The 26,681-nt window shown below is 56.1% G+C and carries 25 protein-coding genes; 19 read left to right on the plus strand and 6 right to left on the minus strand.

The features are described 5' to 3' along the window. The first annotated feature begins 74 nt into the window (after nucleotides 1–74). From prfC to deoD, 9 genes are all read left to right on the plus strand, one after another. Nucleotides 75–1,664, plus strand: a complete 1,590-nt coding sequence (gene prfC / locus PGR79_RS16500) for a peptide chain release factor 3 (RefSeq protein ID WP_045395922.1) — start codon at nucleotides 75–77, stop codon at nucleotides 1,662–1,664. Nucleotides 1,665–1,881: 217 nt separating this feature from the next. Further along, nucleotides 1,882–2,493 (plus strand): molecular chaperone OsmY, encoded by a 612-nt coding sequence (gene osmY / locus PGR79_RS16505; RefSeq protein WP_020079668.1) that lies wholly within the window; start codon nucleotides 1,882–1,884, stop codon nucleotides 2,491–2,493. 123 nt (nucleotides 2,494–2,616) lie between these two features. Further along, nucleotides 2,617–2,778, plus strand: coding sequence for a DUF1328 domain-containing protein (locus PGR79_RS16510; protein ID WP_015368384.1), 162 nt, complete (start codon nucleotides 2,617–2,619; stop codon nucleotides 2,776–2,778). Nucleotides 2,779–2,929: 151 nt separating this feature from the next. After that, a complete protein-coding gene (locus PGR79_RS16515; RefSeq protein ID WP_047065126.1) occupies nucleotides 2,930–4,003 on the plus strand; it encodes a patatin-like phospholipase family protein in 1,074 nt (357 codons plus the stop codon). Next, nucleotides 4,000–4,785, plus strand: coding sequence for a TatD family hydrolase (locus PGR79_RS16520; RefSeq protein ID WP_213795019.1), 786 nt, complete (start codon nucleotides 4,000–4,002; stop codon nucleotides 4,783–4,785). The genes PGR79_RS16515 and PGR79_RS16520 overlap by 4 nt, the downstream gene beginning before the upstream one ends. Before the next feature lie 408 nt (nucleotides 4,786–5,193). Next, the gene (gene deoC / locus PGR79_RS16525; RefSeq protein WP_015368381.1) at nucleotides 5,194–5,973 is read left to right on the plus strand and encodes a deoxyribose-phosphate aldolase; all 780 of its coding nucleotides are present in this window, start codon (nucleotides 5,194–5,196) and stop codon (nucleotides 5,971–5,973) included. A gap of 113 nt (nucleotides 5,974–6,086) precedes the next feature. Beyond that, the gene (gene deoA, locus PGR79_RS16530; RefSeq protein WP_087858282.1) at nucleotides 6,087–7,409 is read left to right on the plus strand and encodes a thymidine phosphorylase; all 1,323 of its coding nucleotides are present in this window, start codon (nucleotides 6,087–6,089) and stop codon (nucleotides 7,407–7,409) included. 52 nt (nucleotides 7,410–7,461) lie between these two features. Continuing rightward, on the plus strand, nucleotides 7,462–8,685 hold the full coding sequence (deoB, locus tag PGR79_RS16535) for a phosphopentomutase (protein ID WP_045395913.1): 1,224 nt from the start codon (nucleotides 7,462–7,464) through the stop codon (nucleotides 8,683–8,685). 197 nt (nucleotides 8,686–8,882) lie between these two features. Next, nucleotides 8,883–9,602, plus strand: coding sequence for a purine-nucleoside phosphorylase (deoD, locus tag PGR79_RS16540; protein WP_002887789.1), 720 nt, complete (start codon nucleotides 8,883–8,885; stop codon nucleotides 9,600–9,602). Nucleotides 9,603–9,681: 79 nt separating this feature from the next. On the opposite strand, the gene lplA is transcribed toward deoD, so the two are convergent. After that, nucleotides 9,682–10,698, minus strand: coding sequence for a lipoate--protein ligase LplA (gene lplA / locus PGR79_RS16545; RefSeq protein ID WP_316425158.1), 1,017 nt, complete (start codon nucleotides 10,696–10,698; stop codon nucleotides 9,682–9,684). 17 nt (nucleotides 10,699–10,715) lie between these two features. After that, nucleotides 10,716–11,348: a YtjB family periplasmic protein gene (locus PGR79_RS16550; protein ID WP_015368377.1), complete on the minus strand. Its 633-nt coding sequence runs from the start codon at nucleotides 11,346–11,348 to the stop codon at nucleotides 10,716–10,718. Between the two features lie 104 nt (nucleotides 11,349–11,452). On the opposite strand from PGR79_RS16550, the gene serB reads away from it, so the two are divergent. The 3 genes from serB to nadR all read left to right on the plus strand — a co-directional run bounded on the left by serB (nucleotide 11,453) and on the right by nadR (nucleotide 15,116). Then, nucleotides 11,453–12,424 (plus strand): phosphoserine phosphatase, encoded by a 972-nt coding sequence (serB, locus tag PGR79_RS16555; protein WP_430922074.1) that lies wholly within the window; start codon nucleotides 11,453–11,455, stop codon nucleotides 12,422–12,424. A gap of 9 nt (nucleotides 12,425–12,433) precedes the next feature. Continuing rightward, entirely contained in the window at nucleotides 12,434–13,816 is a 1,383-nt protein-coding gene (radA, locus tag PGR79_RS16560; protein ID WP_015368375.1) for a DNA repair protein RadA, read from the plus strand. 67 nt (nucleotides 13,817–13,883) lie between these two features. Then, nucleotides 13,884–15,116 carry a multifunctional transcriptional regulator/nicotinamide-nucleotide adenylyltransferase/ribosylnicotinamide kinase NadR gene (gene nadR / locus PGR79_RS16565; protein WP_020079664.1) on the plus strand — a complete coding sequence of 411 codons (1,233 nt, stop codon included), beginning with the start codon at nucleotides 13,884–13,886 and terminating at the stop codon, nucleotides 15,114–15,116. Between the two features lie 97 nt (nucleotides 15,117–15,213). Here the strand turns inward: nadR and ettA are convergent, their stop codons facing one another. After that, nucleotides 15,214–16,881, minus strand: coding sequence for an energy-dependent translational throttle protein EttA (gene ettA, locus PGR79_RS16570; RefSeq protein WP_015704325.1), 1,668 nt, complete (start codon nucleotides 16,879–16,881; stop codon nucleotides 15,214–15,216). 219 nt (nucleotides 16,882–17,100) lie between these two features. Here ettA and sltY point away from each other — a divergent pair, with 219 nt between their 5' ends. Together sltY and trpR are read left to right on the plus strand one after the other, a co-directional pair. Continuing rightward, nucleotides 17,101–19,038 carry a murein transglycosylase gene (sltY, locus tag PGR79_RS16575; protein WP_308958249.1) on the plus strand — a complete coding sequence of 646 codons (1,938 nt, stop codon included), beginning with the start codon at nucleotides 17,101–17,103 and terminating at the stop codon, nucleotides 19,036–19,038. 87 nt (nucleotides 19,039–19,125) lie between these two features. Further along, nucleotides 19,126–19,452 carry a trp operon repressor gene (gene trpR, locus PGR79_RS16580; RefSeq protein ID WP_015368371.1) on the plus strand — a complete coding sequence of 109 codons (327 nt, stop codon included), beginning with the start codon at nucleotides 19,126–19,128 and terminating at the stop codon, nucleotides 19,450–19,452. On the opposite strand, the gene yjjX is transcribed toward trpR, so the two are convergent. Then, complete coding sequence (gene yjjX / locus PGR79_RS16585; protein ID WP_113374555.1) at nucleotides 19,439–19,954, minus strand: inosine/xanthosine triphosphatase; 516 nt, start codon at nucleotides 19,952–19,954, stop codon at nucleotides 19,439–19,441. The genes trpR and yjjX overlap by 14 nt on opposite strands. A gap of 113 nt (nucleotides 19,955–20,067) precedes the next feature. Between yjjX and gpmB the strand changes: the two genes are divergently transcribed. Next, nucleotides 20,068–20,715, plus strand: coding sequence for a 2,3-diphosphoglycerate-dependent phosphoglycerate mutase GpmB (gpmB, locus tag PGR79_RS16590; RefSeq protein WP_015368369.1), 648 nt, complete (start codon nucleotides 20,068–20,070; stop codon nucleotides 20,713–20,715). On the opposite strand, the gene robA is transcribed toward gpmB, so the two are convergent. Continuing rightward, a complete protein-coding gene (robA, locus tag PGR79_RS16595) occupies nucleotides 20,712–21,581 on the minus strand; it encodes an MDR efflux pump AcrAB transcriptional activator RobA (protein ID WP_087858208.1) in 870 nt (289 codons plus the stop codon). The genes gpmB and robA overlap by 4 nt on opposite strands. Nucleotides 21,582–21,789: 208 nt before the next feature. Here robA and creA point away from each other — a divergent pair, with 208 nt between their 5' ends. The 4 genes from creA (at nucleotide 21,790) to creD (ending at nucleotide 25,807) form a co-directional block, all read left to right on the plus strand. Continuing rightward, nucleotides 21,790–22,263, plus strand: a complete 474-nt coding sequence (gene creA / locus PGR79_RS16600; protein WP_045378970.1) for a protein CreA — start codon at nucleotides 21,790–21,792, stop codon at nucleotides 22,261–22,263. Between the two features lie 12 nt (nucleotides 22,264–22,275). Beyond that, nucleotides 22,276–22,965: a two-component system response regulator CreB gene (creB, locus tag PGR79_RS16605; RefSeq protein WP_213317874.1), complete on the plus strand. Its 690-nt coding sequence runs from the start codon at nucleotides 22,276–22,278 to the stop codon at nucleotides 22,963–22,965. Continuing rightward, nucleotides 22,965–24,389, plus strand: a complete 1,425-nt coding sequence (gene creC, locus PGR79_RS16610; protein ID WP_113374557.1) for a two-component system sensor histidine kinase CreC — start codon at nucleotides 22,965–22,967, stop codon at nucleotides 24,387–24,389. Before creB ends, creC begins: the two co-directional genes overlap by 1 nt. Nucleotides 24,390–24,451: 62 nt before the next feature. After that, a complete protein-coding gene (gene creD, locus PGR79_RS16615) occupies nucleotides 24,452–25,807 on the plus strand; it encodes a cell envelope integrity protein CreD (protein ID WP_271031583.1) in 1,356 nt (451 codons plus the stop codon). A gap of 64 nt (nucleotides 25,808–25,871) precedes the next feature. Here the strand turns inward: creD and arcA are convergent, their stop codons facing one another. After that, entirely contained in the window at nucleotides 25,872–26,588 is a 717-nt protein-coding gene (gene arcA / locus PGR79_RS16620; protein ID WP_002887843.1) for a two-component system response regulator ArcA, read from the minus strand. Between the last annotated feature and the right edge of the window lie 93 nt (nucleotides 26,589–26,681).

Genomic DNA, 26,681 nt, shown 5'->3' on the forward strand with positions numbered 1-26,681 from the left:
ATGGGTAAAATAGCCGCAATTTTTCGTATTCCACATGCGCGGCCCGTTGCCGCGTTTACTTAGAAGATTGAATTATGACGTTGTCTCCTTATCTGCAAGAGGTGGCCAAACGCCGCACTTTTGCCATTATTTCTCACCCGGATGCCGGTAAGACCACCATCACTGAAAAAGTGCTGCTGTTCGGACAGGCGATTCAGACCGCCGGTACCGTGAAGGGCCGCGGCTCCAGCCAGCATGCTAAATCCGACTGGATGGAGATGGAAAAGCAGCGTGGGATCTCAATTACCACCTCGGTGATGCAGTTCCCGTACCATGACTGCCTGGTTAACCTGCTGGATACCCCGGGGCACGAAGACTTCTCCGAGGATACCTACCGTACCCTGACGGCGGTTGACTGCTGTCTGATGGTTATCGATGCGGCGAAAGGCGTCGAAGATCGTACCCGTAAGCTGATGGAAGTTACCCGTCTGCGCGATACGCCGATCCTCACCTTTATGAACAAACTCGACCGTGATATCCGCGATCCGATGGAATTGCTGGATGAAGTCGAAAATGAGCTGAAAATCGGCTGTGCGCCGATTACCTGGCCTATCGGCTGCGGCAAGCTGTTTAAAGGGGTTTATCATCTTTATAAAGATGAAACTTACCTCTATCAGACCGGTAAAGGGCACACCATTCAGGAAGTGCGCGTGGTTAAGGGGCTGAATAACCCTGAGCTGGATGCCGCGGTGGGCGACGATCTGGCGCAGCAGCTGCGCGATGAACTGGAACTGGTACAGGGCGCTTCGAACGAGTTCGATAAAGATCTGTTCCTGGCGGGCGAAATTACTCCGGTGTTCTTCGGCACCGCATTAGGCAACTTCGGCGTGGATCATATGCTGGATGGCCTGGTGGAATGGGCGCCAGCGCCGATGCCGCGTAACACTGATACCCGTGAAGTGACGGCCGCAGAAGAGAAATTCACCGGCTTCGTGTTTAAGATTCAGGCCAACATGGACCCGAAACACCGCGACCGCGTGGCCTTTATGCGCGTGGTATCCGGCAAATACGAGAAAGGCATGAAGCTGCGTCAGGTGCGTATCGGCAAGGACGTGGTGATTTCCGACGCGCTGACCTTTATGGCGGGCGACCGTTCGCACGTTGAAGAAGCCTACCCTGGCGATATCATTGGTCTGCATAACCACGGCACCATTCAGATTGGCGACACCTTTACCCAGGGCGAAATGATGAAGTTCACCGGTATTCCGAACTTCGCGCCGGAACTGTTCCGTCGTATTCGCCTCAAGGATCCGCTGAAGCAGAAACAGCTGCTGAAAGGGCTGGTACAGCTCTCTGAAGAGGGCGCGGTACAGGTCTTCCGCCCTATCGCTAATAACGATCTGATCGTTGGCGCCGTCGGCGTGCTGCAGTTTGACGTGGTAGTAGCGCGTCTGAAAAGCGAATACAACGTTGAAGCGATTTACGAATCTGTCAACGTGGCCACCGCGCGTTGGGTTGAATCAACAGACGTGAAGAAATTCGAAGAGTTCAAGCGTAAGAACGAAGTTCAACTGGCGCTGGATGGCGGCGATAATCTGACCTATATCGCCCCGACGATGGTGAACCTGAACCTGACGCAAGAGCGTTATCCTGATGTGGTGTTCCGCAAAACGCGCGAACACTAATACCTCTCTGGAGCGCGGCGATGCTGCGCTCCAGCCTGTTTTGCTCGTCTTCCTCCTTACCATAGAAAGTTCTTAAATCTGCGCAAATCGTAGCTTTTTTATTCAAACCCTCCGCCGCATCTCCGCTCATCTACTATATTTATTAAGCACTTTTCAGAAACCTGGCTGAATAAATAGCCATTTGTTTTACCAAAGCAGACATCGTGAGGGCATACCAATGACCAGACTAAAGAGCGCCAGGCTATTGCTGCCTCTCTTCTTAGGCTCAGCGTTGATAAGCGCCTCGACCTATGCGGAAACCACCGCAACCGATAGCGCGAAGGCCGCCGCGACCAGCGCCGGAGAAAGCGTCGATAAATCGATCAACAAGGTTGGCGATTTTATGGATGACAGCACGATCACCGCCCGTGTCAAAGCGGCGCTGATCGATGACAAAAGTATCCGTAGCACCGATATCTCGGTGAAAACGGAAAACAAAGTCGTGACCTTAAGCGGGACTGTTGAGAGCGCTGAGCAAAAATCACAGGCCGTTAGCGCGGCGAAAGGCGTCGAAGGGGTGAGTTCGGTAAGCGACAAGCTGACCGTGGCAGGTGAAAAATCGGCAAGCCTGAAGGGCTATGCTGGCGACACCGCTATCACCAGCGAAGTCAAAGCCAAACTGCTCGCGGACGATATCGTTCCGTCGCGTAAGGTGACGGTGGAAACCAGCAACGGAGTAGTACACCTCTCCGGAACCCTGGAATCGAGCAAACAGGTCGATCGTGCGGCAGACATTGCCAAAGCGGTAACCGGTGTTAAGAGCGTGAAGAACGATCTTAAAGTGCAGTAAGGGTATTCATTAAAAGATATTCGCCAGCGGCGATACCGCTGAGTGAGTTGTACGCAGGGTTGATGTATGCGCGGCCTGAGCGCGCAGAAAAGCGACCGTTAATCATATGGTAAGGAGAACAGTATGTTTAGATGGGGCATTATTTTTCTGATCATCGCGTTGATTGCCGCCGCATTGGGTTTTGGTGGTCTGGCGGGTACCGCGGCGTGGGCGGCTAAAATCGTCTTTGTTGTCGGTATTATCATTTTCCTGGTCAGCCTGTTTACCGGGCGAAAACGACCCTAGAGGCCATGTGCCGAAAGGCGTGAATCAATAACCGCGCAGTGATGACATAACGTCTTACATAAAGCCAGTCAATGTGACTGGCTTTTGCGGTTTCAGGGGACGACAATTTGCGTTACTTTAATGATACAAAATAGACAAACAGGAAAGCAGGGTGGGGCAGCGCATTCCCGTGACGCTGGGCAATATCGCCCCGTTAGCGGTAAAACCCTTCCGTCCGGGCAAACTTGCTCTGGTGTGCGAAGGCGGTGGTCAGCGAGGTATTTTCACAGCCGGGGTTCTGGACGAATTCATGCGCGCCGGATTTAACCCTTTCGACCTGATGCTTGGTACTTCCGCTGGCGCGCAAAACATCTCCGCTTATATCTGTAATCAGCAGGGCTACGCCCGTAAAGTCATTACGCGTTATACCACCTCGCGGCAGTTTTTCGACCCGATGCGCTTCGTCCGCGGCGGCAATCTTATCGATCTCGATTGGCTGGTCGATTCCACTTCACAACAAATGCCGCTGGCGATGAACTATGCCGAGGAGCAGTTCGCGCTGGGTAAAGAGCTGTGGATGTGCGCCTGCCGCGGTGACGATTACACGGCAAACTATTTTTCCCCCACCCGTCAGACCTGGCTTGATCTGATCCGCGCCTCCAGCGCCATTCCCGGTTTTTACCGTAGCGGTGTCCTGCTGGATGGCGTGAACTACCTCGATGGCGGCGTCAGCGATGCGATCCCGGTGCAGGAAGCGGCGCGGCGCGGCGCGCAGACTATCGTGGTGATCCGTACTGTCCCTTCGCAGATGTTCTACACTCCGCAGTGGTTTAAACGAATGGAACGTTGGCTTGGGGAGAGCAGTCTGCAGCCTTTTGTGAACCTGGTGCAACACCACGAAACCACCTATCGCGCGACGCAGCAGTTTATTGAAAAACCGCCGGGTAAACTGCGGATATTCGAAATCTATCCGCAACGGCCGCTGCGCAGTATGGCGCTTGGCAGCCGTCTGCCGGCGCTGCTGGAAGATTATAAAACCGGGCGCCAGTGCGGCCGCTACTTCCTCGCCACGGTAGGGAAGCTGCTGACCGAACAACCGCCGCTGTTACGCCATGCGCCGCGTGTGGCAAGGCCGACCCCGGTGGTGGTGCCGCCGCTGCCGGTAGCGAATGAAGCGCCGCAACAGGCGATTATCACCGCGCCGCAGGCCAATGACCCCAGCTTTAATAACGAGGATCTGGCGTGACATTACGCTTTATTGATACCCACTGTCACTTCGATTTTCCCCCGTTTGAAGATGATGAACCCGCGAGTATCGCGAGGGCGGCGCAGCTGGGCGTTGGGCGTATTATCGTGCCGTCGATATCCGCCGGGCGCTTTGCTCGCGTGCTGGCGCTGGCGGAGCAACACGAGCCGCTGTATGCCGCGCTAGGGATGCATCCTATTGTTATCGAACAGCATGATGACCGCGGGTTAGCGCAACTGGAAAGCTATCTTGCACAGCGTCATCCAAAACTCGTGGCCATCGGAGAGATTGGCCTCGATCTCTACCGCGACGATCCACAATTCGACCGCCAGCAGGCGCTGCTGGAAGCGCAGTTGCGGCTGGCGAAGCGTTACGATTTACCGGTGATCCTGCATTCGCGGCGCACGCACGATAAACTGGCGATGATGCTAAAAAAACATAACCTGCCGCGTGCCGGGGTGGTGCATGGTTTTTCCGGCAGTCTGCAGCAGGCGGAGCGTTTTGTACAACTGGGCTATAAGATTGGCGTTGGCGGCACCATTACTTATCCCCGCGCCAGCAAAACTCGCGATGTCATGGCGCGCCTGCCGCTTTCTTCACTGCTGCTGGAAACCGATGCTCCGGATATGCCGCTGAATGGTTTTCAGGGGCAGCCAAACCGTCCGGAACAGGCGGCCCGCGTCTTTGACGCGTTATGTGAACTGCGCGCGGAACCAGCGCAGGAAATTGAAGCGGCACTACTGGCGAATACCAAAAGCCTCTTTACCGCGCTCACTCTCTAACGGCCCACCTTCTGGGCAAAGTCGTCCCCGGCTCTGGCGGGGTGTGATAATCCCATCATTTTTTGTAAATATAAAATCTATTACATTTCAATTAGAAAGTATATTTATGGCCAGTGGTTGCACAATTTGTGCGCCATGGCGTCGAGATAATTCGTTTTGATATGTTAGAATAATAACATCGATAAGAACTTAGGTTTGCCGATTATGCTTAAACAAGACATGACCGGTAGATTGGCGGTAATCGATGGTTAATTGTGAGTTATGTCACGTTACAGTAATGCAAATTAGTAATTAGTTTTCATTAACTGTGATGAATGTCGAAGTGTAATGGCGAGCGGTTGTTACAATAGTAACAGGCTCGCAAGGTGAACAAACTATTGAACCGGCAATACGCCGTCGGAGTATTAAATGACTGATTTGAAAGCAAGCAGCCTGCGCGCGTTGAAACTGATGGATCTGACCACCCTGAATGATGACGACACCAATGAGAAGGTGATCGCGCTGTGTCATCAGGCGAAAACCCCGGTGGGCAATACCGCCGCTGTCTGTATCTACCCGCGTTTTATCCCGATTGCCCGTAAGACGCTGAACGAACAAGGAACGCCGGACATCCGTATCGCGACGGTGACTAACTTCCCGCATGGTAATGACGATATTGATATCGCGCTGGCGGAAACCCGCGCGGCAATCGCCTATGGCGCGGATGAAGTGGATGTGGTTTTCCCGTACCGCGCGCTGATCGCTGGTAACGAGCAGGTTGGTTTTGATCTGGTGAAAGCCTGTAAAGAAGCCTGTGCGGCGGCGAATGTGCTGCTGAAAGTGATCATCGAAACCGGCGAACTGAAAGAAGAAGCGTTGATTCGTAAAGCGTCTGAAATCTCTATTAAAGCGGGCGCGGATTTCATCAAAACTTCGACCGGTAAAGTGCCGGTAAATGCGACGCCGGAAAGCGCGCGCATCATGATGGAAGTCATCCGCGATATGGGCGTTGAGAAAACCGTTGGCTTTAAACCTGCCGGCGGCGTGCGCAGCGCGGAAGACGCGCAGCAGTTCCTGGCGATTGCCGATGAACTGTTCGGCGCCGATTGGGCTGATTCCCGTCACTACCGTTTCGGCGCATCAAGCCTGTTGGCTAGCCTGCTGAAAGCCCTGGGTCACGGCGACGGTAAGAGCGCCAGCAGCTACTAATCCCTTGATATGCCGGATGGTGCTTCGCTTATCCGGCCTACGAATTGATGCCTGTAGGCCGGATAAGGCGCTCGCGCCGCCATCCGGCGATTTATACCATTTGGGAGGTTACCGTGTTTCTCGCACAAGAAATTATTCGTAAAAAACGTGATGGTCATGCATTAAGCGATGAGGAGATTCGCTTTTTCATCAACGGCATCCGCGATAATACTATCTCTGAAGGACAGATCGCCGCGCTGGCGATGACCATCTTCTTCCATGATATGTCTATGCCGGAACGTGTTTCGCTGACCATGGCGATGCGGGATTCAGGAACCGTTCTCGACTGGAAAAGCCTTAACCTCAACGGCCCGATCGTCGATAAACACTCGACCGGCGGCGTGGGTGACGTCACCTCGCTGATGCTGGGGCCAATGGTTGCCGCCTGCGGCGGTTACGTACCGATGATCTCCGGGCGCGGTCTCGGCCATACCGGCGGTACGCTTGATAAACTGGAAGCGATCCCGGGCTTCGATATCTTCCCGGACGACGCGCGTTTCCGCGAAATTATTAAAGATGTCGGCGTGGCGATCATCGGGCAGACCAGCTCGCTCGCCCCGGCTGACAAACGTTTCTATGCCACCCGCGATATTACCGCGACGGTGGATTCCATCCCGCTGATTACCGCGTCTATTCTGGCCAAGAAACTGGCGGAAGGTCTGGATGCGCTGGTGATGGACGTCAAAGTCGGCAGCGGCGCCTTTATGCCGACGTATGAGCTTTCTGAAGCGCTTGCCGAAGCGATCGTTGGCGTCTCCAACGGCGCCGGCGTGCGCACGACCGCGCTGTTAACTGATATGAACCAGGTGCTGGCCTCCAGTGCGGGTAACGCCGTTGAAGTTCGCGAAGCGGTGCAGTTCCTGACCGGTGAATATCGTAACCCACGCCTGTACGACGTCACCATGGCGCTGTGTGTGGAAATGCTGATTTCCGGCAAGCTGGCGGCGGATGACGCCGAGGCGCGCGCGAAATTGCAGGCGGTGCTGGATAACGGTAAAGCTGCCGAAGTCTTTGGCCGTATGGTGGCGGCGCAGAAGGGGCCGAACGACTTTGTCGAAAACTATGCGAAATACCTGCCGACGGCAATGCTGAGCAAAGCCGTCTATGCTGAAGGCGCCGGATTTGTCTCTGAAATGGATACCCGCGCGCTGGGGATGGCGGTGGTGTCGATGGGCGGCGGTCGTCGTCAGGCTTCCGATACTATTGACTACAGCGTTGGCTTTACCGATATGGCGCGCCTTGGCGATAAAGTCGATGGCGAACGTCCGCTGGCGGTGATTCATGCGAAAGATGAATCCAGCTGGCAGGAAGCGGCCAAAGCCGTGAAAGCGGCAATTAAACTGGACGCTCAAGCCCCAGAAATTACACCGACGGTCTATCGCCGAATCACCAAGTAGCGATATACTGATCTGATCGCTTTTTTGCAGCGCATGATGTATGGAGAACAAGATGAAACGTGCATTTATTATGGTGCTGGACTCCTTTGGGATTGGCGCAACGGAAGATGCTGACCGCTTTGGCGATGTGGGCGCCGATACCATGGGCCACATTGCGGAAGCCTGCGCCAAAGGTGAAGCTGACAATGGTCGTAAAGGCCCGCTGAATTTACCTAACCTGACCCGTCTGGGCCTGGTGAAAGCGCATGAAGGTTCTACCGGTAAAATTGCCGCCGGTATGGACGGTAATGCCGAAGTCGTTGGCGCCTACGCCTGGGCGCATGAACTCTCTTCCGGTAAAGATACGCCGTCTGGCCACTGGGAAATCGCCGGCGTGCCGGTGCTGTTTGATTGGGGCTACTTCAGCGATCATGAAAACAGCTTCCCGCAGGAACTGCTGGATAAACTGGTTAAGCGCGCGAACCTGCCGGGCTACCTCGGCAACTGCCACTCATCCGGTACCGTGATTCTGGATCAACTGGGTGAAGAGCATATGAAAACCGGGAAACCGATTTTCTATACCTCTGCTGACTCGGTGTTCCAGATAGCCTGTCACGAAGAGACTTTCGGTCTCGACAAGCTGTATGAGCTGTGCGAAATCGCCCGTGAAGAACTGACCGAAGGCGGCTATAACATTGGCCGCGTGATTGCGCGTCCGTTTGTTGGCGACAAAGCCGGTAACTTCCAGCGTACCGGTAACCGTCACGACCTGGCGGTCGAACCGCCGGCGCCGACCGTGCTGCAAAAGCTGGTCGACGAGAAAAACGGTCACGTGGTTTCCGTGGGTAAAATCGCCGACATCTATGCCAACTGCGGCATCACTAAGAAGGTGAAAGCCACCGGGCTGGACGCGCTGTTCGACGCGACCATCAAAGAGATGAAGGAAGCGGGCGACGAGACTATCGTCTTCACTAACTTCGTCGACTTTGACTCCTCCTGGGGTCACCGTCGTGACGTCGCTGGCTACGCAGCGGGTCTGGAACTGTTTGACCGCCGTCTGCCGGAGCTGATGGAGCTGGTTGGGGAAGACGACATTCTGATCCTCACCGCCGACCACGGCTGCGACCCGACCTGGACCGGTACCGACCACACTCGCGAGCACATTCCGGTGCTGGTGTACGGTCCGAAAGTGAAGCCGGGTTCGTTAGGCCACCGCGAAACTTTCGCGGATATCGGCCAGACGCTGGCGACATACTTTGGTACGTCGCCGATGGCGTACGGTAAAAACATGCTGTAATACCCGTTGTCTTTCGCGCTGTAGATGCGTTGACTTCATTCGCTCACCCCGGTCACATAGTTAATCTATGCTCCCGGGGATTCACGAATTCGTCGCCTTCCTACAACGCGAAATCCTTAGGGTATTTGAATACGTTTTGTAGGCCTGACAAGGCGTAGCCGCCATCAGGCTCGAACAATTTATATAAGGATAAAACGATGGCTACCCCACACATTAACGCAGAAATGGGCGATTTCGCTGACGTAGTTTTGATGCCGGGCGACCCGCTGCGCGCGAAGCACATTGCAGAAACCTTCCTCGAAGACGTGCGTGAAGTAAACAACGTGCGCGGCATGCTGGGCTTCACCGGTACCTACAAAGGCCGCAAAATCTCCGTGATGGGCCACGGTATGGGTATCCCATCCTGCTCTATCTACACCAAAGAGCTGATCACCGATTTCGGCGTGAAAAAAATCATCCGTGTCGGCTCCTGCGGCGCGGTACGTGAAGATGTCAAACTGCGTGATGTGGTTATCGGCATGGGCGCGTGCACCGACTCTAAAGTCAACCGTCTGCGCTTCAAAGACCATGACTTCGCGGCGATTGCCGATTTCGGCATGGTACGTAACGCGGTAGACGCAGCCAAAGCGCTGGGCGTTGACGCGCGCGTCGGCAACATCTTCTCCGCTGACCTGTTCTATACGCCGGACCCGTCTATGTTCGACGTGATGGAAAAATACGGCATTCTGGGCGTGGAAATGGAAGCGGCCGGCATTTATGGCGTCGCGGCGGAGTTCGGCGCGAAAGCGCTGACCATCTGCACCGTTTCCGATCATATCCGTACCCACGAGCAGACCACTGCCGCTGAGCGTCAGACGACCTTCAACGATATGATCAAAATCGCGCTGGAATCCGTACTACTGGGCGATAAAGAGTAAGACCTGTTGTGCCGGGTGGCGGCTTCGCCTGACCCGGCCTACGGTTTCCCAGGCCCGCTAAGCGCAGCGGGCTTTTTTATCAGCGCACCGCGCCGGCCATCCACGCCGACAGTTCTTTTAGTTCCGCTTCCTGCTCCGGGAAATCGGCGAGCAGCGCCTCACACTGCTGCTGTAATATTTCCGCCCGATACTGACAGCCGACTAATCGTGCCGCCAGCGCCTCGAGCGGCGCCGGGTTCAGGCTATCGGTAAAAGCCTGCGCGCGGGTGATATGGCCCTTCTCGACGTCAAAATGCAGCTCGACGCCGCCCCAGCTAAAGCGCTCATCCAGCAGGTGAGAGAAAGCGGGCGCCTGACCGAAGTTCCACTCCCAGCTGCTCTGGCGGGCGAAGGTCTCGGCAAAATTCGGCAGATCCGGCGTGTTGTCCGGCGAAATGACTTCCGCCGCTACCCGTTCGCCATAATGGTTGAAGAATGCCTCCTGAATGGCTTCGCAAATCTGCTGGTGGGTAATGCCCGGTAGGAGTTCAACCAAGTTCGCTACGCGCCCGCGTACCGAGGTAATGCCCTTGGCCTGCAGCTTTTTTTTGTCCGGATTAAGATAGTTGGCGAGACGGCTTAAGTCGGCGTTTAGCAGCAGAGTGCCGTGATGAAAACCGCGGTCCATCGTTTCGCGATAGGCGGAGCCAGAAACCTTGCGATCGCCGTTGTCGGTTTTGACCACCAGATCGTTGCGCCCGGAGGCCTCCGCGGTCACGCCAAGCGAATTCAACGCCGCCAGCACGATAGCGGTAGAAACGGTTTTGTCGTATTCCGGTTTGCCCGCCATAAAGGTAAAGCAGGTATTGCCAAGGTCGTGGAATACCGCGCCGCCGCCGCTGCTGCGACGGGCCAGCCGCACGTGATCCTCTTCCATGCGCCGGGTATTACACTCCTTCCACGGGTTCTGCGCGCGGCCAATAACCACGGTGTCGGCGTTACGCCACAGAAACAGCACCCGTTGGGTGGCCGGCATCTGGCGGAAAATACACTCTTCTACCGCCAGGTTAAACCAGGGGTCGTAGGAGTCGGAGAGCAACAGGCGGAGCGTCGGCATAGGATATCCTTGTCTGGTTAATCTTTATCTTCGTCCTGGACGGGCTTATTGGCGGTGAGCAGGAAGGGCGATTGCTGCCAGCGGGTACGTTTACCCTGCAGCAATGTGCGGGTCAGCACCACGCCGATTGCCAGCGACAACAGCAGCATCAGGCGTAAGATATTGGTGGTATTATCCACCTGTTTCGCCTCAGTGGCCAACGTGTGGGTATCCAGCGTCAGGCGCAGATAGCCGACCGGGCCGTTTTTGCCGAGGATCGGCTCGACGATTTGCTGGTTAAAGTAGCCGCCGGCTTTTTTGCCATCCAACGCCAGGCGGTCGCGCACGTCGACGCTTTCGCCGGAGCGAGCCACCAGATCGCCCTGTTCATCATATACCCCGGCATCGAGCACCCGGCTTTTATCCGTCAGCTGTTCCAGCAGGCGGGTAATGCGCTTTTCGTCGGGCGTTTCGCTACGCATCAGCGGCGCCAGGTTCAGCGTAACCTGCTGCGCCAGCGTTCGCGCCAGCTCTTCCAGCTGCGGATTACGCTGCTTTTGGCTATTCTGACTGAACCATGAGGCGCCCTGCATCAGCGCGACGAGAAGCGCGAGACAGATCAGAACAATGACGGCGCGATGCAGTCGGAATTTCAGTTTTGCTCGTACCATATTCCACCTTTGAAAATTTGCAGCTTAATGTTGCCAGAAGCGCTGGTTACAAGGTAGCCTCATGCGTTATTTTCCTCGCCTGAATGAAGAGATGTGGAGCCGTAATGCCTAACAGTTTGACCTGGTGCGACCTGCCCGAAGATGTTTCCTTGTGGCCTGGGTTGCCGCTTTCCCTGAGCGGCGACGAGGTCATGCCGCTGGATTATCACGCCGGGCGCAGCGGCTGGCTGCTGTATGGTCGCGGTCTCGATAAACGTCGGCTGACGGCGTGGCAGCGCGAGCTCGGCGCGGCGCTGGTCATCGTCTCTTCCTGGGTCGTGGAGGATTATCAGGTGATTCGCCTGGCGGGTTCGCTGACGCAGCGCGCCACGCGTCTGGCCCACGAGGCCGGGCTGGACGTCGCGCCGCTGGGAAAAATCCCGCATCTACGCACGCCGGGCCTGTTGGTGATGGATATGGACTCCACGGCGATTCAGATCGAATGTATCGATGAAATCGCTAAGCTTGCCGGCACCGGCGAGCTGGTCTCGGAAGTGACCGAACGCGCGATGCGCGGCGAGCTCGACTTCACCGCCAGCCTGCGCCAGCGCGTCGCCACTCTGAAAGACGCCGACGCGAACATCCTGCTGCAGGTGCGGGAAGCGCTGCCGCTGATGCCGGGGCTGACCCAACTGGTGCTGAAGCTGGAAACGCTGGGCTGGAAGGTGGCCATCGCCTCCGGCGGCTTTACCTTCTTTGCCGAATACCTGCGCGATAAGCTGCATCTCGACGCGGTATTCGCCAACGAGCTGGAAATTATGAACGGGAAGCTCACCGGCAACGTTATCGGCGACATTGTCGATGCCAAATATAAAGCCAACACTCTACGTAAACTGGCGGAAAAATATGAAATTCCGTCGGCGCAAACCGTGGCGATTGGCGATGGCGCCAACGATCTGCCGATGATCAAGGCGGCAGGTCTCGGCATTGCCTATCATGCGAAACCAAAAGTCAATGAACAGGCGGAAGTCACCATCCGCCACGCTGACCTGATGGGGGTATTCTGTATTCTCTCCGGCAGCATGAATCAAAAGTAAGAGGTTAACGTGGCGAAAGCTCCAAAACGCGCATTTGTCTGTAATGAATGTGGTGCGGATTATCCGCGCTGGCAGGGGCAGTGCAGCGCCTGTCATGCCTGGAACACCATCACCGAGATGCGCATCGCCGCCTCGCCGCAGGTGGCGAGAAACGAGCGTCTGTCAGGTTACGCTGGTAATGCCGGCGTGTCGAAGGTACAGAAGCTGTCGGAGATAAGCCTGGAGGCGCTGCCGCGTTTCTCCACCGGATTTAAAGAGTTCGACCGCGTGCTCGGCGGCGGCGTGGTTCCGGGTAGCGCGATTCTAATCGGCGGCAACCCCGGCGCCGGGAAATCGACGCTGCTGCTGCAAACCCTCTGCAAGCTGGCCGAAGGGATGAAAACGCTGTACGTCACCGGGGAAGAATCCCTGCAGCAGGTAGCGATGCGTGCGCATCGTCTCGGGCTGCCGACGGCGAACCTGAATATGCTCTCGGAGACCAGCATCGAGCAAATCTGCCAGATCGCCGATGAAGAAAAGCCGCAGCTGATGGTCATCGACTCCATCCAGGTGATGCATATGGCTGATGTCCAGTCGTCGCCGGGGAGCGTGGCCCAGGTACGTGAAACCGCGGCTTATCTGACGCGCTTTGCCAAAACTCGCGGCGTGGCGATCGTGATGGTCGGCCACGTCACCAAAGATGGCTCGCTGGCCGGGCCGAAAGTACTGGAACACTGTATTGACTGCTCGGTGCTGCTGGACGGTGATGCCGATTCCCGTTTCCGCACGTTGCGCAGCCATAAAAACCGCTTTGGCGCGGTCAACGAACTCGGCGTCTTCGCGATGACCGAGCAAGGCCTGCGCGAAGTCAGCAACCCCTCCGCCATCTTCCTCAGCCGCGGCGATGAAGTCACCTCCGGCAGCTCGGTCATGGTGGTATGGGAAGGCACCCGCCCGCTGCTGGTTGAGATTCAGGCGCTGGTCGATCACTCGATGATGTCTAATCCGCGTCGCGTAGCGGTAGGTCTGGAGCAGAACCGTCTGGCGATCCTGTTGGCGGTGCTGCACCGCCATGGCGGCCTGCAGATGGCCGATCAGGACGTCTTCGTCAACGTGGTTGGCGGGGTCAAAGTCACTGAAACCAGCGCCGACCTGGCGCTGCTGCTGGCGATGGTCTCGAGCCTGCGCGATCGTCCGTTGCCGCAGGATCTGGTGGTTTTTGGCGAAGTCGGATTAGCCGGTGAAATTCGCCCGGTGCCAAGCGGCCAGGAGCGCATTTCCGAGGCGGCGAAACATGGGTTCCGTCGCGCCATCGTCCCGGCGGCCAATGTGCCCAAAAAAGCGCCGGAAGGGATGCAAATCTTTGGCGTGAAAAAACTGGCCGATGCGCTGAGCGTTTTTGACGACTTATAATGATACCCGTCATACTTCAGGGTATGACGGGTAGCAAACCCGAGTTTGCAGGAGGCACGCATAAACTATGTCGTCATTCGACTATCTGAAAAACGCCATTAAGCAAAAGGGTTGTACGCTGCAGCAGGTGGCGGAAGCCAGCGGGATGACCAAAGGTTATCTCAGTCAGCTATTAAACGCGAAAATCAAAAGCCCGAGCGCCCAGAAGCTCGAAGCGTTACACCGCTTTCTCGGCCTTGAATTCCCGCGCAAACAAAAAAGCGTCGGGGTGGTTTTTGGTAAATTTTATCCGCTGCATACCGGGCATATTTACCTGATTCAGCGCGCCTGTAGCCAGGTCGATGAGCTTCATATCATCATGGGCTATGACGACACTCGCGACCGCGAGCTGTTCGAGGAGAGTGCCATGTCGCAACAGCCGACGGTTCCCGATCGTCTGCGCTGGCTGCTGCAAACCTTTAAATATCAAAAAAACATTCGCATCCATGCCTTCAATGAAGAGGGGATGGAGCCGTACCCGCACGGCTGGGATGTCTGGAGCCGTGGGATCCGCGCCTTCATGAGTGAAAAGGGAATCGAGCCAAACTGGATTTATACCTCAGAAGAGGCCGATGCGCCGCAGTATCTGGAGCATCTGGGGATCGAAACCGTGCTTATCGATCCGAAGCGAACCTTCATGAGTATCAGCGGCGGCCAGATCCGCGAAAACCCGTTCCGCTATTGGGAATATATTCCGACTGAGGTCAAACCGTTCTTTGTGCGTACGGTGGCGATCCTCGGCGGCGAGTCGAGCGGTAAATCGACGCTGGTGAATAAGCTCGCCAATATCTTCAATACCACCAGCGCCTGGGAATATGGCCGCGATTACGTCTTTTCACACCTCGGCGGCGATGAAATGGCATTGCAGTATTCCGATTACGATAAAATCGCGCTGGGGCACGCACAGTACATTGATTTCGCGGTGAAATACGCCAATAAGGTGGCGTTTATCGATACCGACTTCGTCAGCACTCAGGCCTTCTGCCTGAAGTACGAAGGCCGCGAACATCCGTTCGTGCAGGCATTAATCGATGAATATCGCTTTGATCTGGTGATCCTGCTGGAAAACAACACGCCGTGGGTAGCCGATGGGCTGCGTAGCCTCGGTAGTTCGGTAGATCGCAAAGAGTTTCAGACGTTGCTGGTGTCGCTGCTGAAAGAAAACGACATCGAATTTGTTCACGTGGAAGAGTCGGATTACGATGCCCGGTTCCTGCGCTGCGTTGAGCTGGTGAAGCAGTTGATGGGCGAGCAGGGGTAGGCTTTTTGCCGGATGGCGGCGTAAACGCCTTATCCGGCCTACAAGTGCTACACGCCTGGTAGGCCGGATAAGCGTAGCGCCATCCGGCACTTACAGATTACTTGGCAATGCGTTTGTACTTGATACGCTTCGGTTCCAGCGCATCGGCGCCGAGGGTGCGTTTCTTGTACTCTTCGTACTCGGTAAAGTTACCTTCGAAGAACTCAACCTTACCTTCATCCTGGTAATCCAGAATGTGGGTCGCGATACGGTCAAGGAACCAACGGTCGTGCGAGATAACCATGGCGCAGCCCGGGAACTCCAGCAGGGCGTTTTCCAGCGCGCGCAGGGTTTCGATATCCAGGTCGTTGGTTGGTTCATCGAGCAGCAGTACGTTACCGCCGACCTGCAGCAGCTTCGCCAGGTGCAGACGCCCACGCTCACCGCCGGACAGCTCGCCAACGCGTTTGCCCTGGTCGACGCCTTTGAAGTTAAAGCGGCCAACGTAGGCGCGGCTCGGCATCTCGGTGTTGCCGATCTTCATGATATCCAGGCCGCCGGACACTTCTTCCCAAACGGTCTTGCTGTTGTCCATCGCGTCGCGGAACTGATCGACGGAAGCCAGTTTAACGGTTTCACCCAGCGTGATGGTGCCGGAATCAGGCTGTTCCTGGCCTGACATCATGCGGAACAGGGTGGATTTACCCGCGCCGTTCGGACCGATGATACCAACGATAGCGCCTTTCGGTACGGAGAAGCTCAGATCGTCAATCAGTACGCGGTCGCCGTAAGATTTGCGCAGATTGCTGACTTCCAGAACTTTATCGCCCAGACGCGCTCCTGGCGGAATGAACAGTTCGTTGGTCTCGTTACGTTTCTGGTATTCGACGTTGTTAAGCTCTTCAAAGCGCGCCAGACGGGCTTTGCCTTTAGACTGACGGCCTTTCGCGCCCTGACGAACCCACTCGAGTTCTTTCTCGATAGATTTGCGGCGTGCTGCTTCCTGAGAAGCTTCCTGCGCCAGACGCTGATCTTTTTGCTCCAGCCAGGAGGAGTAGTTGCCTTCCCACGGAATACCTTCACCGCGGTCAAGTTCGAGGATCCAACCAGCGACGTTATCGAGGAAGTAACGGTCGTGGGTAATCGCCACCACGGTGCCTTCGAAATCGTGCAGGAAGCGTTCCAGCCAGGCGACGGATTCGGCGTCGAGGTGGTTAGTCGGTTCGTCGAGCAGCAGCATGTCTGGTTTTTCCAGCAGCAGGCGGCATAGCGCGACGCGGCGGCGTTCACCACCGGAAAGAGTGGCGATTTTCGCATCCCAGTCCGGCAGGCGCAGGGCATCGGCCGCACGCTCCAGCTGTACGTTCAGGTTATGGCCGTCGTGCGCCTGGATGATCTCTTCGAACTTGCCCTGTTGCGCGGCAAGCTTATCGAAGTCGGCATCCGGCTCGGCGTATTTGGCATAAACTTCGTCCAGGCCTTTCAGCGCGTTAACCACTTCGGCGACCGCTTCTTCAACGGATTCGCGCACGGTGTGCTCCGGATTCAGCTGCGGCTCCTGCGGCAGGTAGCCAATTTTGATACCGGGCTGCGGGCGCGCTTCACCTTCGATCTCGGTGTCGATACCGGCCATGATGCGCAGCAGGGTAGATTTACCGGCGCCGTTCAGACCGAGAACACCGATTTTCGCGCCAGGGAAGAAACTGAGGGAGATATTTTTCAAAATATGACGTTTCGGCGGAACCACTTTGCCGACACGATGCATGGTATAAACGAATTGAGCCACGTTGGACTTCGCCTCTTTCTATTCTGATAGATAGTTCAAAGGCGAAGTGTAGCCTTTTTCGCGCGGTAATCCCAGCGAGGCGACAGGATTCACAGAAGCGTAAAAAAATGTTCAGGACATGGCATGTTTTCAGTTGTCTGATTAGCATAACTAAGCAATACCTGAATTTTTTGAAGCGGCACGATGCCGCGGTGATGCACCAAACTAGAGGAAGAGCTTGTGGAAAAAGCCAAAACTACGGCATGGCGTCTTCTGGCTGCCGGCGTGAGTCTGCTGACGCTAAGCCAGCTGGCACATGCGGATTCACTGGATGAACAGCGCAGCCGCTATGCTCAAATTAAACAAGCGTGGGACAACCGCCAGATGGATGTCGTCAACCAGTTGATGCCCACGCTCAGCAGCTATCCGCTGTATCCCTACCTGCAATATCGACAAATTACCGATGACCTGATGAACCAGCCGCCGCTGGTGGTCACTAATTTCATTGCGGCGAATCCGACGCTACCGGCGGCGCGTTCGTTGAAATCTCGCTTTGTTAATGAGCTGGCGCGGCGCACCGACTGGCGCGGCTTGCTGGCGTTCAGCCCGGATAAACCGGCGACAACCGAAGCGCAGTGTAACTACTACTACGCCAAACTCAGCGTCGGCCAATCGCAGGAAGCCTGGAGCGGGGCGAAAGAGCTGTGGCTGACCGGCAAGAGCCAGCCAAATGCCTGCGATCCGCTGTTCAGCGCGTGGCGCGATTCCGGGCAGCAGGATCCGCTGGCCTATCTCGAACGAATCCGCCTGGCGATGAAGGCCGGTAATACCAGCCTGGTCCGCGTGCTTGCTCAACAGATGCCCTCAAACTATCAGAGCATCGCTTCGGCGGTGGTGGCGTTAGCCAACGATCCCAATAGCGTGATGACCTTTGCCCGTACCACCGGGGCCACTGACTTTACCCGCCAGATGGCGGCGGTCGCTTTTGCCAGCGTCGCGCGTCAGGATGTGGAAAATGCCCGTCTGATGATCCCGTCGCTGGTGCAGGCGCAGCAGTTGAATGAGGATCAAACCCAGGAGCTGCGCGATATTGTCGCCTGGCGCCTGATGGGCACCGATGTGACCGAAGCGCAGGCGGAGTGGCGCGATGACGCAATCATGCGTTCGCAATCGACTTCGCTGGTGGAACGCCGGGTTCGTATGGCGCTGGGTAGCGGCGATCGTCATGGGCTGAACACCTGGCTGGCGCGTCTGCCGATGGAGGCGAAAGAGAAAGACGAGTGGCGCTACTGGCAGGCGGATCTGCTGCTGGAGCGCGGACGCGATGACGAAGCGAAAACGATCCTGCATTCGCTGATGCAGCAACGCGGCTTCTATCCGATGGTTGCCGCTCAACGTCTGGGCGAAGAGTACACCTTCCGCATTGATAAAGCCTCCGGCACTATCGACCCGGCGCTGGCCTCCGGCCCTGAGATGGCGCGCGTTCGCGAGCTGATGTACTGGAACATGGACAACACCGCGCGCAGCGAATGGGCGAATCTGGTAAGCAGCCGGACCAAATCGCAGCAGGCGCAGCTGGCGCGTTACGCTTTTGATCAACACTGGTGGGATCTCAGCGTACAGGCGACGATCGCCGGTAAATTGTGGGATCAGCTGGAAGAGCGCTTCCCGCTGGCGTACAACGATCTATTCGCGCGTTACATTAGCGGCAAAGATATTCCGCAGAGCTACGCGATGGCGATTGCGCGTCAGGAGAGCGCCTGGAACCCGAAAGTGCGTTCACCGGTCGGCGCCAGCGGCTTGATGCAGATTATGCCAGGCACCGCGACGCATACCGTTAGCATGTTCAGCATTCCTGGTTATAGCAGCCCATCGCAACTGCTGGATCCGGAAACCAATATCAACATCGGCACCAGCTACCTGCAGTACGTCTACCAGCAGTTTGGTAATAACCGTATTTACGCTTCCGCCGCCTATAACGCCGGGCCAGGACGCGTACGCACCTGGCAGGGCAATAGCGCCGGGCGCATCGATGCGGTGGCATTTATCGAGAGTATTCCGTTCTCGGAAACCCGCGGGTACGTAAAAAACGTCCTCTCTTACGATGCCTATTACCGCTACTTTATGGGCAAGCAGGATAACTTGCTGAGCGACGCCGAATGGCAACAGCGTTACTGATCGTCCGGAAGTATGTTATTCTTTGTACTCGTTGAAGAGTACATTCGACGGGCAGCCTGGCTGCCCGTCTCAACATGGCGACGTAACATGACCCAACAATCTCCCTATTCAGCGGCCGTGGCCGAACAACGTCATCAGGAGTGGCTGCGCTTCGTGGCGTTGTTGCAGCAGGCCTACGCCGAGGATCTTCACCTGCCGTTACTGCAGCTGATGCTGACGCCCGACGAGCGCGAAGCGCTGGGTACCCGGGTGCGCATTATTGAAGAGCTACTGCGCGGCGAGATGAGCCAGCGCGAACTGAAAAACGAACTCGGCGCCGGTATCGCTACGATTACTCGCGGCTCAAATAGCCTGAAATCGGCGCCGGTAGAGCTACGGCAGTGGCTGGAACAGACGCTGCTTAACGATAAATAGCGTTATGGAATGGGCTTAGCGCCAGCACTACCGCCTGATGGTAAACGCTGCTGCGCGTTAGTTTACCGCCGGTAAAGACGCCGATAGCGCCCTCTTTGCGGCCGATCTGGTCGATCCCGGTATGCTGCGACATGACCGGCCCCAGCGCTTCCCCGGCGCGAACCTGCGCAAGGATCGCCTCCGGCAGCGGCAGGGTTGCCGAGCGGGCTTCGCCGCGCTGCTGGCGGCTCTCAATCACTACCCAACTGAAGGTGCTGCCTTCATCGATCCCGGCTTCTATCGCCACCCAAAAATCAGCCTCCGGCTGCGCGAGCCTGGCATTAGCGACGCGATTTCGTGCGCCAGCCCGCGTTTCCTCGCTGCCGAAGGGTTGTTCCGGCACGCCGCTCTCGACGGCGACGGACTCAATATGGCAGGATCCTTCGCCGAAGATCTCGTTAAAAGCCTGCAGAATTGCCTGAATTTTGGCGGGATTAGTGGTAGCTGAGACAACATGGTGCATAATCAAAACAACTCAGAATTAATTAACGTCATCGCAGTATACTCTAAATCACTCTGGCGGCAGCCGATCGCGCAGCTCGTCGAATGATGAAGGGTTCAGAACGGAAAATAAGCATGTTACAGGTATACCTTGTTCGCCACGGTGAAACGCAGTGGAACGCCGAGCGACGTATTCAAGGCCAGTCCGATAGTCCGCTGACCGCTCACGGCGAGCGCCAGGCATGGCAGGTGGGTGAGCGCGCCAGAACGCTGGGGATTACCCATATTATCGCCAGCGACCTCGGCCGTACCCGCCGCACCGCAGAAATTATCGCTGAAGCCTGCGGCTGCGGCGTCGTTACCGATCCGCGCCTGCGCGAGCTGGATATGGGGGTGCTTGAAAAGCGCCATATCGACTCGCTTAGCGAAGAAGAAGAGGGCTGGCGTCGCCAGCTGGTCAACGGTACGCCGGATGGCCGCATTCCGCAGGGCGAATCCATGCAGGAGCTGAGCGAGCGTATGCGCGCGGCGCTATCATCCTGCCTGGAATTACCGCCAGGAAGCCGACCGTTGCTGGTGAGTCATGGGATGGCGCTGGGCTGTCTGGTGAGCACGATCCTCGGGCTGCCTGCCTATGCCGAGCGCCGTCTGCGCCTGCGCAACTGTTCGATTTCACGCGTTGATTACCAGCAGAGCCCGTGGCTGGCGTCAGGGTGGGTCGTGGAGACCGCGGGGGACGTTTCGCATCTCGATGCCCCCGCGATGGATGAACTGCAGCGTTAACGACGAATCGGAATCAGGTACTCGCAGCGCAGCTGAATTGGCGTAGCCTGGTTCCGGCTTTCATCTTCCGGATAGAAGCGCTCGATATCGAGCCCTTTGCGGCGGGTGAGGTTCAGCATCGGCATACAGGTGCCGTACACCGTCAGGATAAACTCCTGTAGCCCGGTGCCTAATCCTTCGTAAGTGAACATCACATACTCGCCGCCTTCCAGAATCACCGGATGAGAGTTATGCAGGTGCCCGTTCGCCATCTCCGGCGTCAGCGCGGTGGTGTAGAACACCTCCTGTTCGTCATCTTTTTCCAGACTTGGACGCGGTTCATGCAGGCCGTACAGCGTCGGCGGAATGCTGGGCGCGTTGCCGAGGAATTCACGCCAGAACTGAACGCGCATCTGGTTACGGAATTCAGAAATCTCTTCCAGCTTACAGGTATAGCTTTGAGTCACGCCGACCAGTTGCGTGGTGCTCAGGGTGACAAACTCATGCTTCGGCATCGTAAACTCACCGAGACGCAGCGGCGGACGCATACCAAACGAGCTCCAGTCCGGAGAACGGCGATAGAGCGCTGGGGTCAAATTAAACTGTTTTTTAAAGGCGCGGGTGAACGTCTGTTGGGAATCGAAGCGATACTGCAGCGCGATGTCGAGGATCGGACGTGCGGTCAGCCGTAGCGCAACAGCGGATTTGGAAAGACGGCGTGCGCGAATATAGGCACCGATAGCTTGACCCGTGACGTCTTTAAACATACGTTGCAAATGCCACTTGGAATAACCTGCCTTCGCCGCCACATTATCCAACGAGAGGGGCTGATCCAGGTGACCTTCCAGCCAGCTCAGGAGATCGCGAATAATCCCAGCTTGATCCATAAAATGTCCCCATCCTTTAAACTCAGGTACCTATATTAAGGTAGCGGATAATAGCATTTTTTGATGTTTTAGCATTCAGTGTTTTTTTTGCTTTTAAATGCGATTATCTGGTGGATATCGTTGGTAATTTTGTAAAGCTGTGATCTTTAAACCTTTTCCATAGCGTTTGTGATTATCACGCAGCGGAATTTTAAGAAATGGTAACAATATGAAATACAAGAAGTTAGTGGCAGGTTTGTTCTTACTGGCCGCAGGCCAACTGGCGCACGCCGAGCAAATCGGTTCCGTCGATACGGTATTTAAATGGCTGGGACCGGATCATAAAATCGTGGTCGAAGCCTTCGACGACCCCGATGTACAAAACGTCACCTGCTATATCAGCCGGGCAAAAACCGGCGGCATTAAAGGCGGGTTAGGGCTGGCGGAAGATACTTCTGACGCCGCCATCTCCTGTCAGCAGGTCGGGCCGATTGAGCTGACGGACAAAATCAAAAACGGCAAAAGCCAGGGCGATGTCGTGTTCCAGAAACGTACCTCGCTGGTGTTCAAAAAACTGCAGGTCGTTCGCTTCTACGACGCTAAACGCAATGCGCTGGTGTATCTGACCTATTCGGATAAAGTGGTCGACGGCTCGCCGAAGAATGCCATCAGCGCCGTGCCGATCATGCCGTGGAGTAAATAAACGGGAGTCACAATGCAACAGCCACGGATTTGGTTAGTTGAGGATGAACGGAGTATCGCCGATACCCTTGTTTACATGCTGCAACAGGAAGGATTTGACGTGACCGTCTTCGAGCGCGGGTTGCCCGCGCTTGATGCGGCGCTGCATCAGAGCCCGGATTTAGCGATCCTCGACGTCGGCTTGCCGGATATTAGCGGCTTTGAACTATGCCGGCGACTGCTGGCGCGCCATCCGGCATTGCCGTTGCTGTTTCTGACCGCACGCAGCGAAGAGGTTGATAAGCTGCTGGGACTGGAAATTGGCGCTGACGACTACATCGCCAAACCGTTTTCGCCGCGCGAAGTCTGCGCGCGGGTGCGAACCGTGCTGCGGCGACTGCAGAAGTTTGCCGTGCCTTCGCCGGTGGTGCGCGTTGGCGAGTTTGTGTTGGATGAGCTGGCGATGGCAATTAGCTGGTGTGGCCAACCGCTGAACCTGACGCGTTACGAATTCCTGCTGTTGAAAACCCTAATCAACGCCCCCGGCCGCGTGTTCTCCCGCCAGCAGTTGATGGAGCGAGTGTGGAGCGATGCTTACGAGAGTATCGATCGCACCGTCGATACTCATATCAAGACCCTGCGCGCCAAGCTACGGGCGGTGAACCCCGATATTAACCCGATTAATACGCATCGCGGTCTGGGCTATAGCCTGGGAGGCTATTGATGCGTATCGGGATGCGCCTGCTGCTGGGGTATTTCTTGATTGTCGCCATTGCCGCGTGGTTTGTGCTCTCTATCTTCGTACAGGAAGTCAAACCGGGCGTACGTCGGGCAACGGAAGGCACGCTTAACGATACCGCAACGCTACTGGCGGCTCTGGCCCGTGAGGATCTGCTTTCGGTAAATCCACAGCAGGGGAGACTGGCGCAGGCCTTTCAGTCGCTTAATCAGCAGCCCATCAACGCCAACATCAGCGGCATCAGGAAAATGCGCAATGAGTATCGCGTCTATCTGACGGATGCGCAGGGGAAAGTGGTGTTCGATTCCAGCGGGCAGGCGGTGGGCCAGGATTATTCACGCTGGAATGACGTCTGGCTAACCCTGCGAGGCCAGTACGGCGCCCGTAGCTCGCGCAGCGACCCCGAGGATGATAATAGCTCAGTCATGTACATTGCCGCGCCGGTGATGGATAACGGCCGTATCATCGGCGTGGTGAGCGTCGGTAAACCTAATCTGGCGATGACGCCGGTGATTAATCGCAGCGAACGGCGGATCCTGTGGGCCGGTGGCGCGCTGCTGGGGATTGCTTTACTGATTGGCGGCGGGATTGTCTGGTGGATTAACTTCTCCATTGGCAAACTGGTACGTTACGCCGATTCGGTGACTGCCGATCGTCCGCTACCTCTGCCGAACGTCGGCAGTAGCGAGTTAAGCAAGCTGGCGCAGGCACTGGAGAGCATGCGCGTGAAGCTAGAAGGTAAAAACGCGATCGAAAACTATGTCTACGATCTCACCCATGAACTCAAAAGCCCGCTGGCGGCAATTCGCGGCGCGGCGGAGATCCTGCGCGAGGGGCCGCCGCCTGAGATCGCTGCGCGTTTCACCGCAAATATTCTTGCGCAGAATACGCGCATGCAGCTGTTGGTGGAAAAGTTGCTGCTGCAGGCGCGGCTGGAAAATCGGCTGGAGATAACGCCGCAGTTGGTTTCGGTTGATGCGCTTTTCCAACGTCTGGCGGAAGACCGGGACATTGCGCTGGCGGCGAAAGCCATCACCCTGCGCTGGCAGAAGAGCGGAGTAACGGTGAATGGCGATGGCGAACTACTGGCGCAGGCGCTGGGCAATCTTATCGACAATGCGATTGACTTTACCCCTCATGGCGGTGAAATCGCTCTGGCGGTGGAGATGTGCCACGAAGAAGCGCTGCTAAGCGTGACGGACAACGGTCGCGGTATTCCTGACTTTGCGCTGACGCGCGTCTTTGAACGCTTTTACTCGCTGCCGCGGGAAGACGGCCACAAGAGCAGCGGTCTGGGACTGGCGTTTGTTCGTGAGGTGGCGCGCCTGCATCAGGGCGATATCAGCCTGCGTAATCGCCCTGAAGGCGGCGTTGTCGCGACGCTACAACTTCACCGTCCCTTCACATAGCTTCAAATACACTGCACATAGCCACCCTACAGTGAACCCATCACCATTGGGAGAAGAAGGCTATGATGAAATCACCGTTATTCTGGAAAATTAGTACGCTGTTGGGCTGTATTTTGCTGTTGTCCGTACCGCTGATGATGGTCAGAGTGCTTATCGCCGAGCGCGCGGACTATCGCAGCGATGTAGTGGATGCGATAGAGCGCAGCACCAGCGGTTCACAAAAGCTGACCGGGCCGCTGGTTGCCATCCCGGTGACCGAGACGCTGACCCGCATGGAGAATCAAAAAGAGGTCGAATATCAGCGTAGTTGGATCTACTACTGGCTACCGGAATCGCTGGCGGTCAACGGCGTGCAAAATGTGGAGTCGAGAAAAGTCGGCATATACAGTGGGCAGGTCTGGCATAACGCTCTGCAAATTCAGGCGCAGTTCGATCCCGCGCGGCTTAAGGAACTGAAAAAGGCGAATACCGCTTTAGGGAAACCTTTTTTAGTCCTTAGCGTGAGCGATGCCCGCGGCATAGGCGTCATCAACGCGCCGGTAATTGATGGTACGACGCTGACCGTTGAACCAGGGGTGGGGTTGAACGGCGGCGGTATGGGCATTCATATGCCGATGCCCGCGTTAACCGCAGACAATAAACCGCTGAATATTGCATTTTCCCTCGGCCTTAACGGTACCGGCGACTTCTCCGTTGTACCGCTGGGACGTAACAGCGAGCTGCAGTTAACCAGTAACTGGCCGCATCCTGGTTTCCTTGGCAACTTCCTGCCCACGAAACGCGAAGTGAGCGCTTCGGGTTATATCGCCCACTGGCAAAGCAGTTGGTTTGCCAACAATATGGGCAACTATTTCACCGATGACACCGATATTGAGTGGTCGCGTTTACCCGCTTTTAGCGTGGAGGTGATGTCGCAGGCCGATCAATATCAGCTGACTGACCGGGCGACCAAATATGCCATCCTGCTAATCGCATTGACTTTTATGGCCTTTTTCGTCTTCGAAAGCCTGACGCATCGTCGTCTGCATCCGATGCAGTATCTGCTGATAGGGTTATCACTGGTGATGTTCTACCTGGTGTTGCTGGCGCTCTCTGAGCATATTGGCTTTACCCAAGCCTGGACAGTGGCCAGCTTGATTGGCGCGGTGATTAACGGTGTTTATTTACAGGCGGTATTGAAAGGATGGCGTAATAGCCTGCTGTTCGTAATGGCGTTACTGCTGCTGGACGGCGTGATGTGGCTGTTACTGCGCTCAGAAGATAGCGCGCTGCTGCTTGGCTCCGGGGTGTTACTGCTGGCGTTGTGCGCGCTAATGTTCCTGACTCGCCGCGTGGACTGGTACGCCTTATCACTACCGCAGAGCAAGCCGGAAAAGCCGCAAAGCAAGGATGACGACACGTTTCGTATCTGGAAGTAAAATAGCTATAAAAAAACGGCGCCAGAAGGCGCCGTTTTGCATTATGACAGCAGGAAAAGCGAAATTATTCCTGCAGATCGCCACAGAAACGGTAACCTTCACCGTGAATTGTAGCGATGATTTCCGGGGTATCCGGCGTGGATTCGAAATGCTTACGAATGCGACGAATGGTCACGTCCACGGTACGGTCATGCGGCTTCAGCTCGCGACCGGTCATTTTCTTCAGCAGCTCTGCGCGTGACTGGATTTTGCCCGGGTTTTCGCAGAAGTGCAGCATCGCGCGGAATTCACTGCGCGGCAGCTTGTACTGCTCGCCGTTTGGGCTCACCAGCGAACGGCTGTTGATATCCAGTTCCCAACCGTTGAACTTGTAGCTCTCAACGCTGCGACGCTCTTCGCTCACGGTACCGAGGTTCATGGTACGGGAGAGCAGGTTGCGCGCGCGGATAGTCAGTTCACGCGGGTTAAACGGTTTAGTGATATAGTCATCGGCGCCGATTTCGAGGCCAAGAATTTTATCAACTTCGTTGTCGCGGCCGGTAAGGAACATCAGCGCGACGTCAGCCTGTTCACGCAGTTCACGCGCGAGCAGAAGACCATTTTTACCTGGCAGGTTGATATCCATGATCACCAGGTTGATATCATTTTCAGACAGGATCTGATGCATTTCCGCGCCATCGGTCGCTTCGAATACATCATAACCTTCTGCTTCGAAAATACTTTTTAACGTGTTGCGTGTTACCAACTCGTCTTCAACGATAAGAATGTGCGGGGTCTGCATGTTTGCTACCTAAATTGCCAACTAAATCGAAACAGGAAGTACCAAAGTCCCTGACCTGCCTGGTACATGCCACAAATTAACATGTCCGGCGTA

It is taken from the genome of Klebsiella sp. 141161, from assembly GCF_050600815.1.
GTDB lineage: Bacteria > Pseudomonadota > Gammaproteobacteria > Enterobacterales > Enterobacteriaceae > Klebsiella > Klebsiella aerogenes.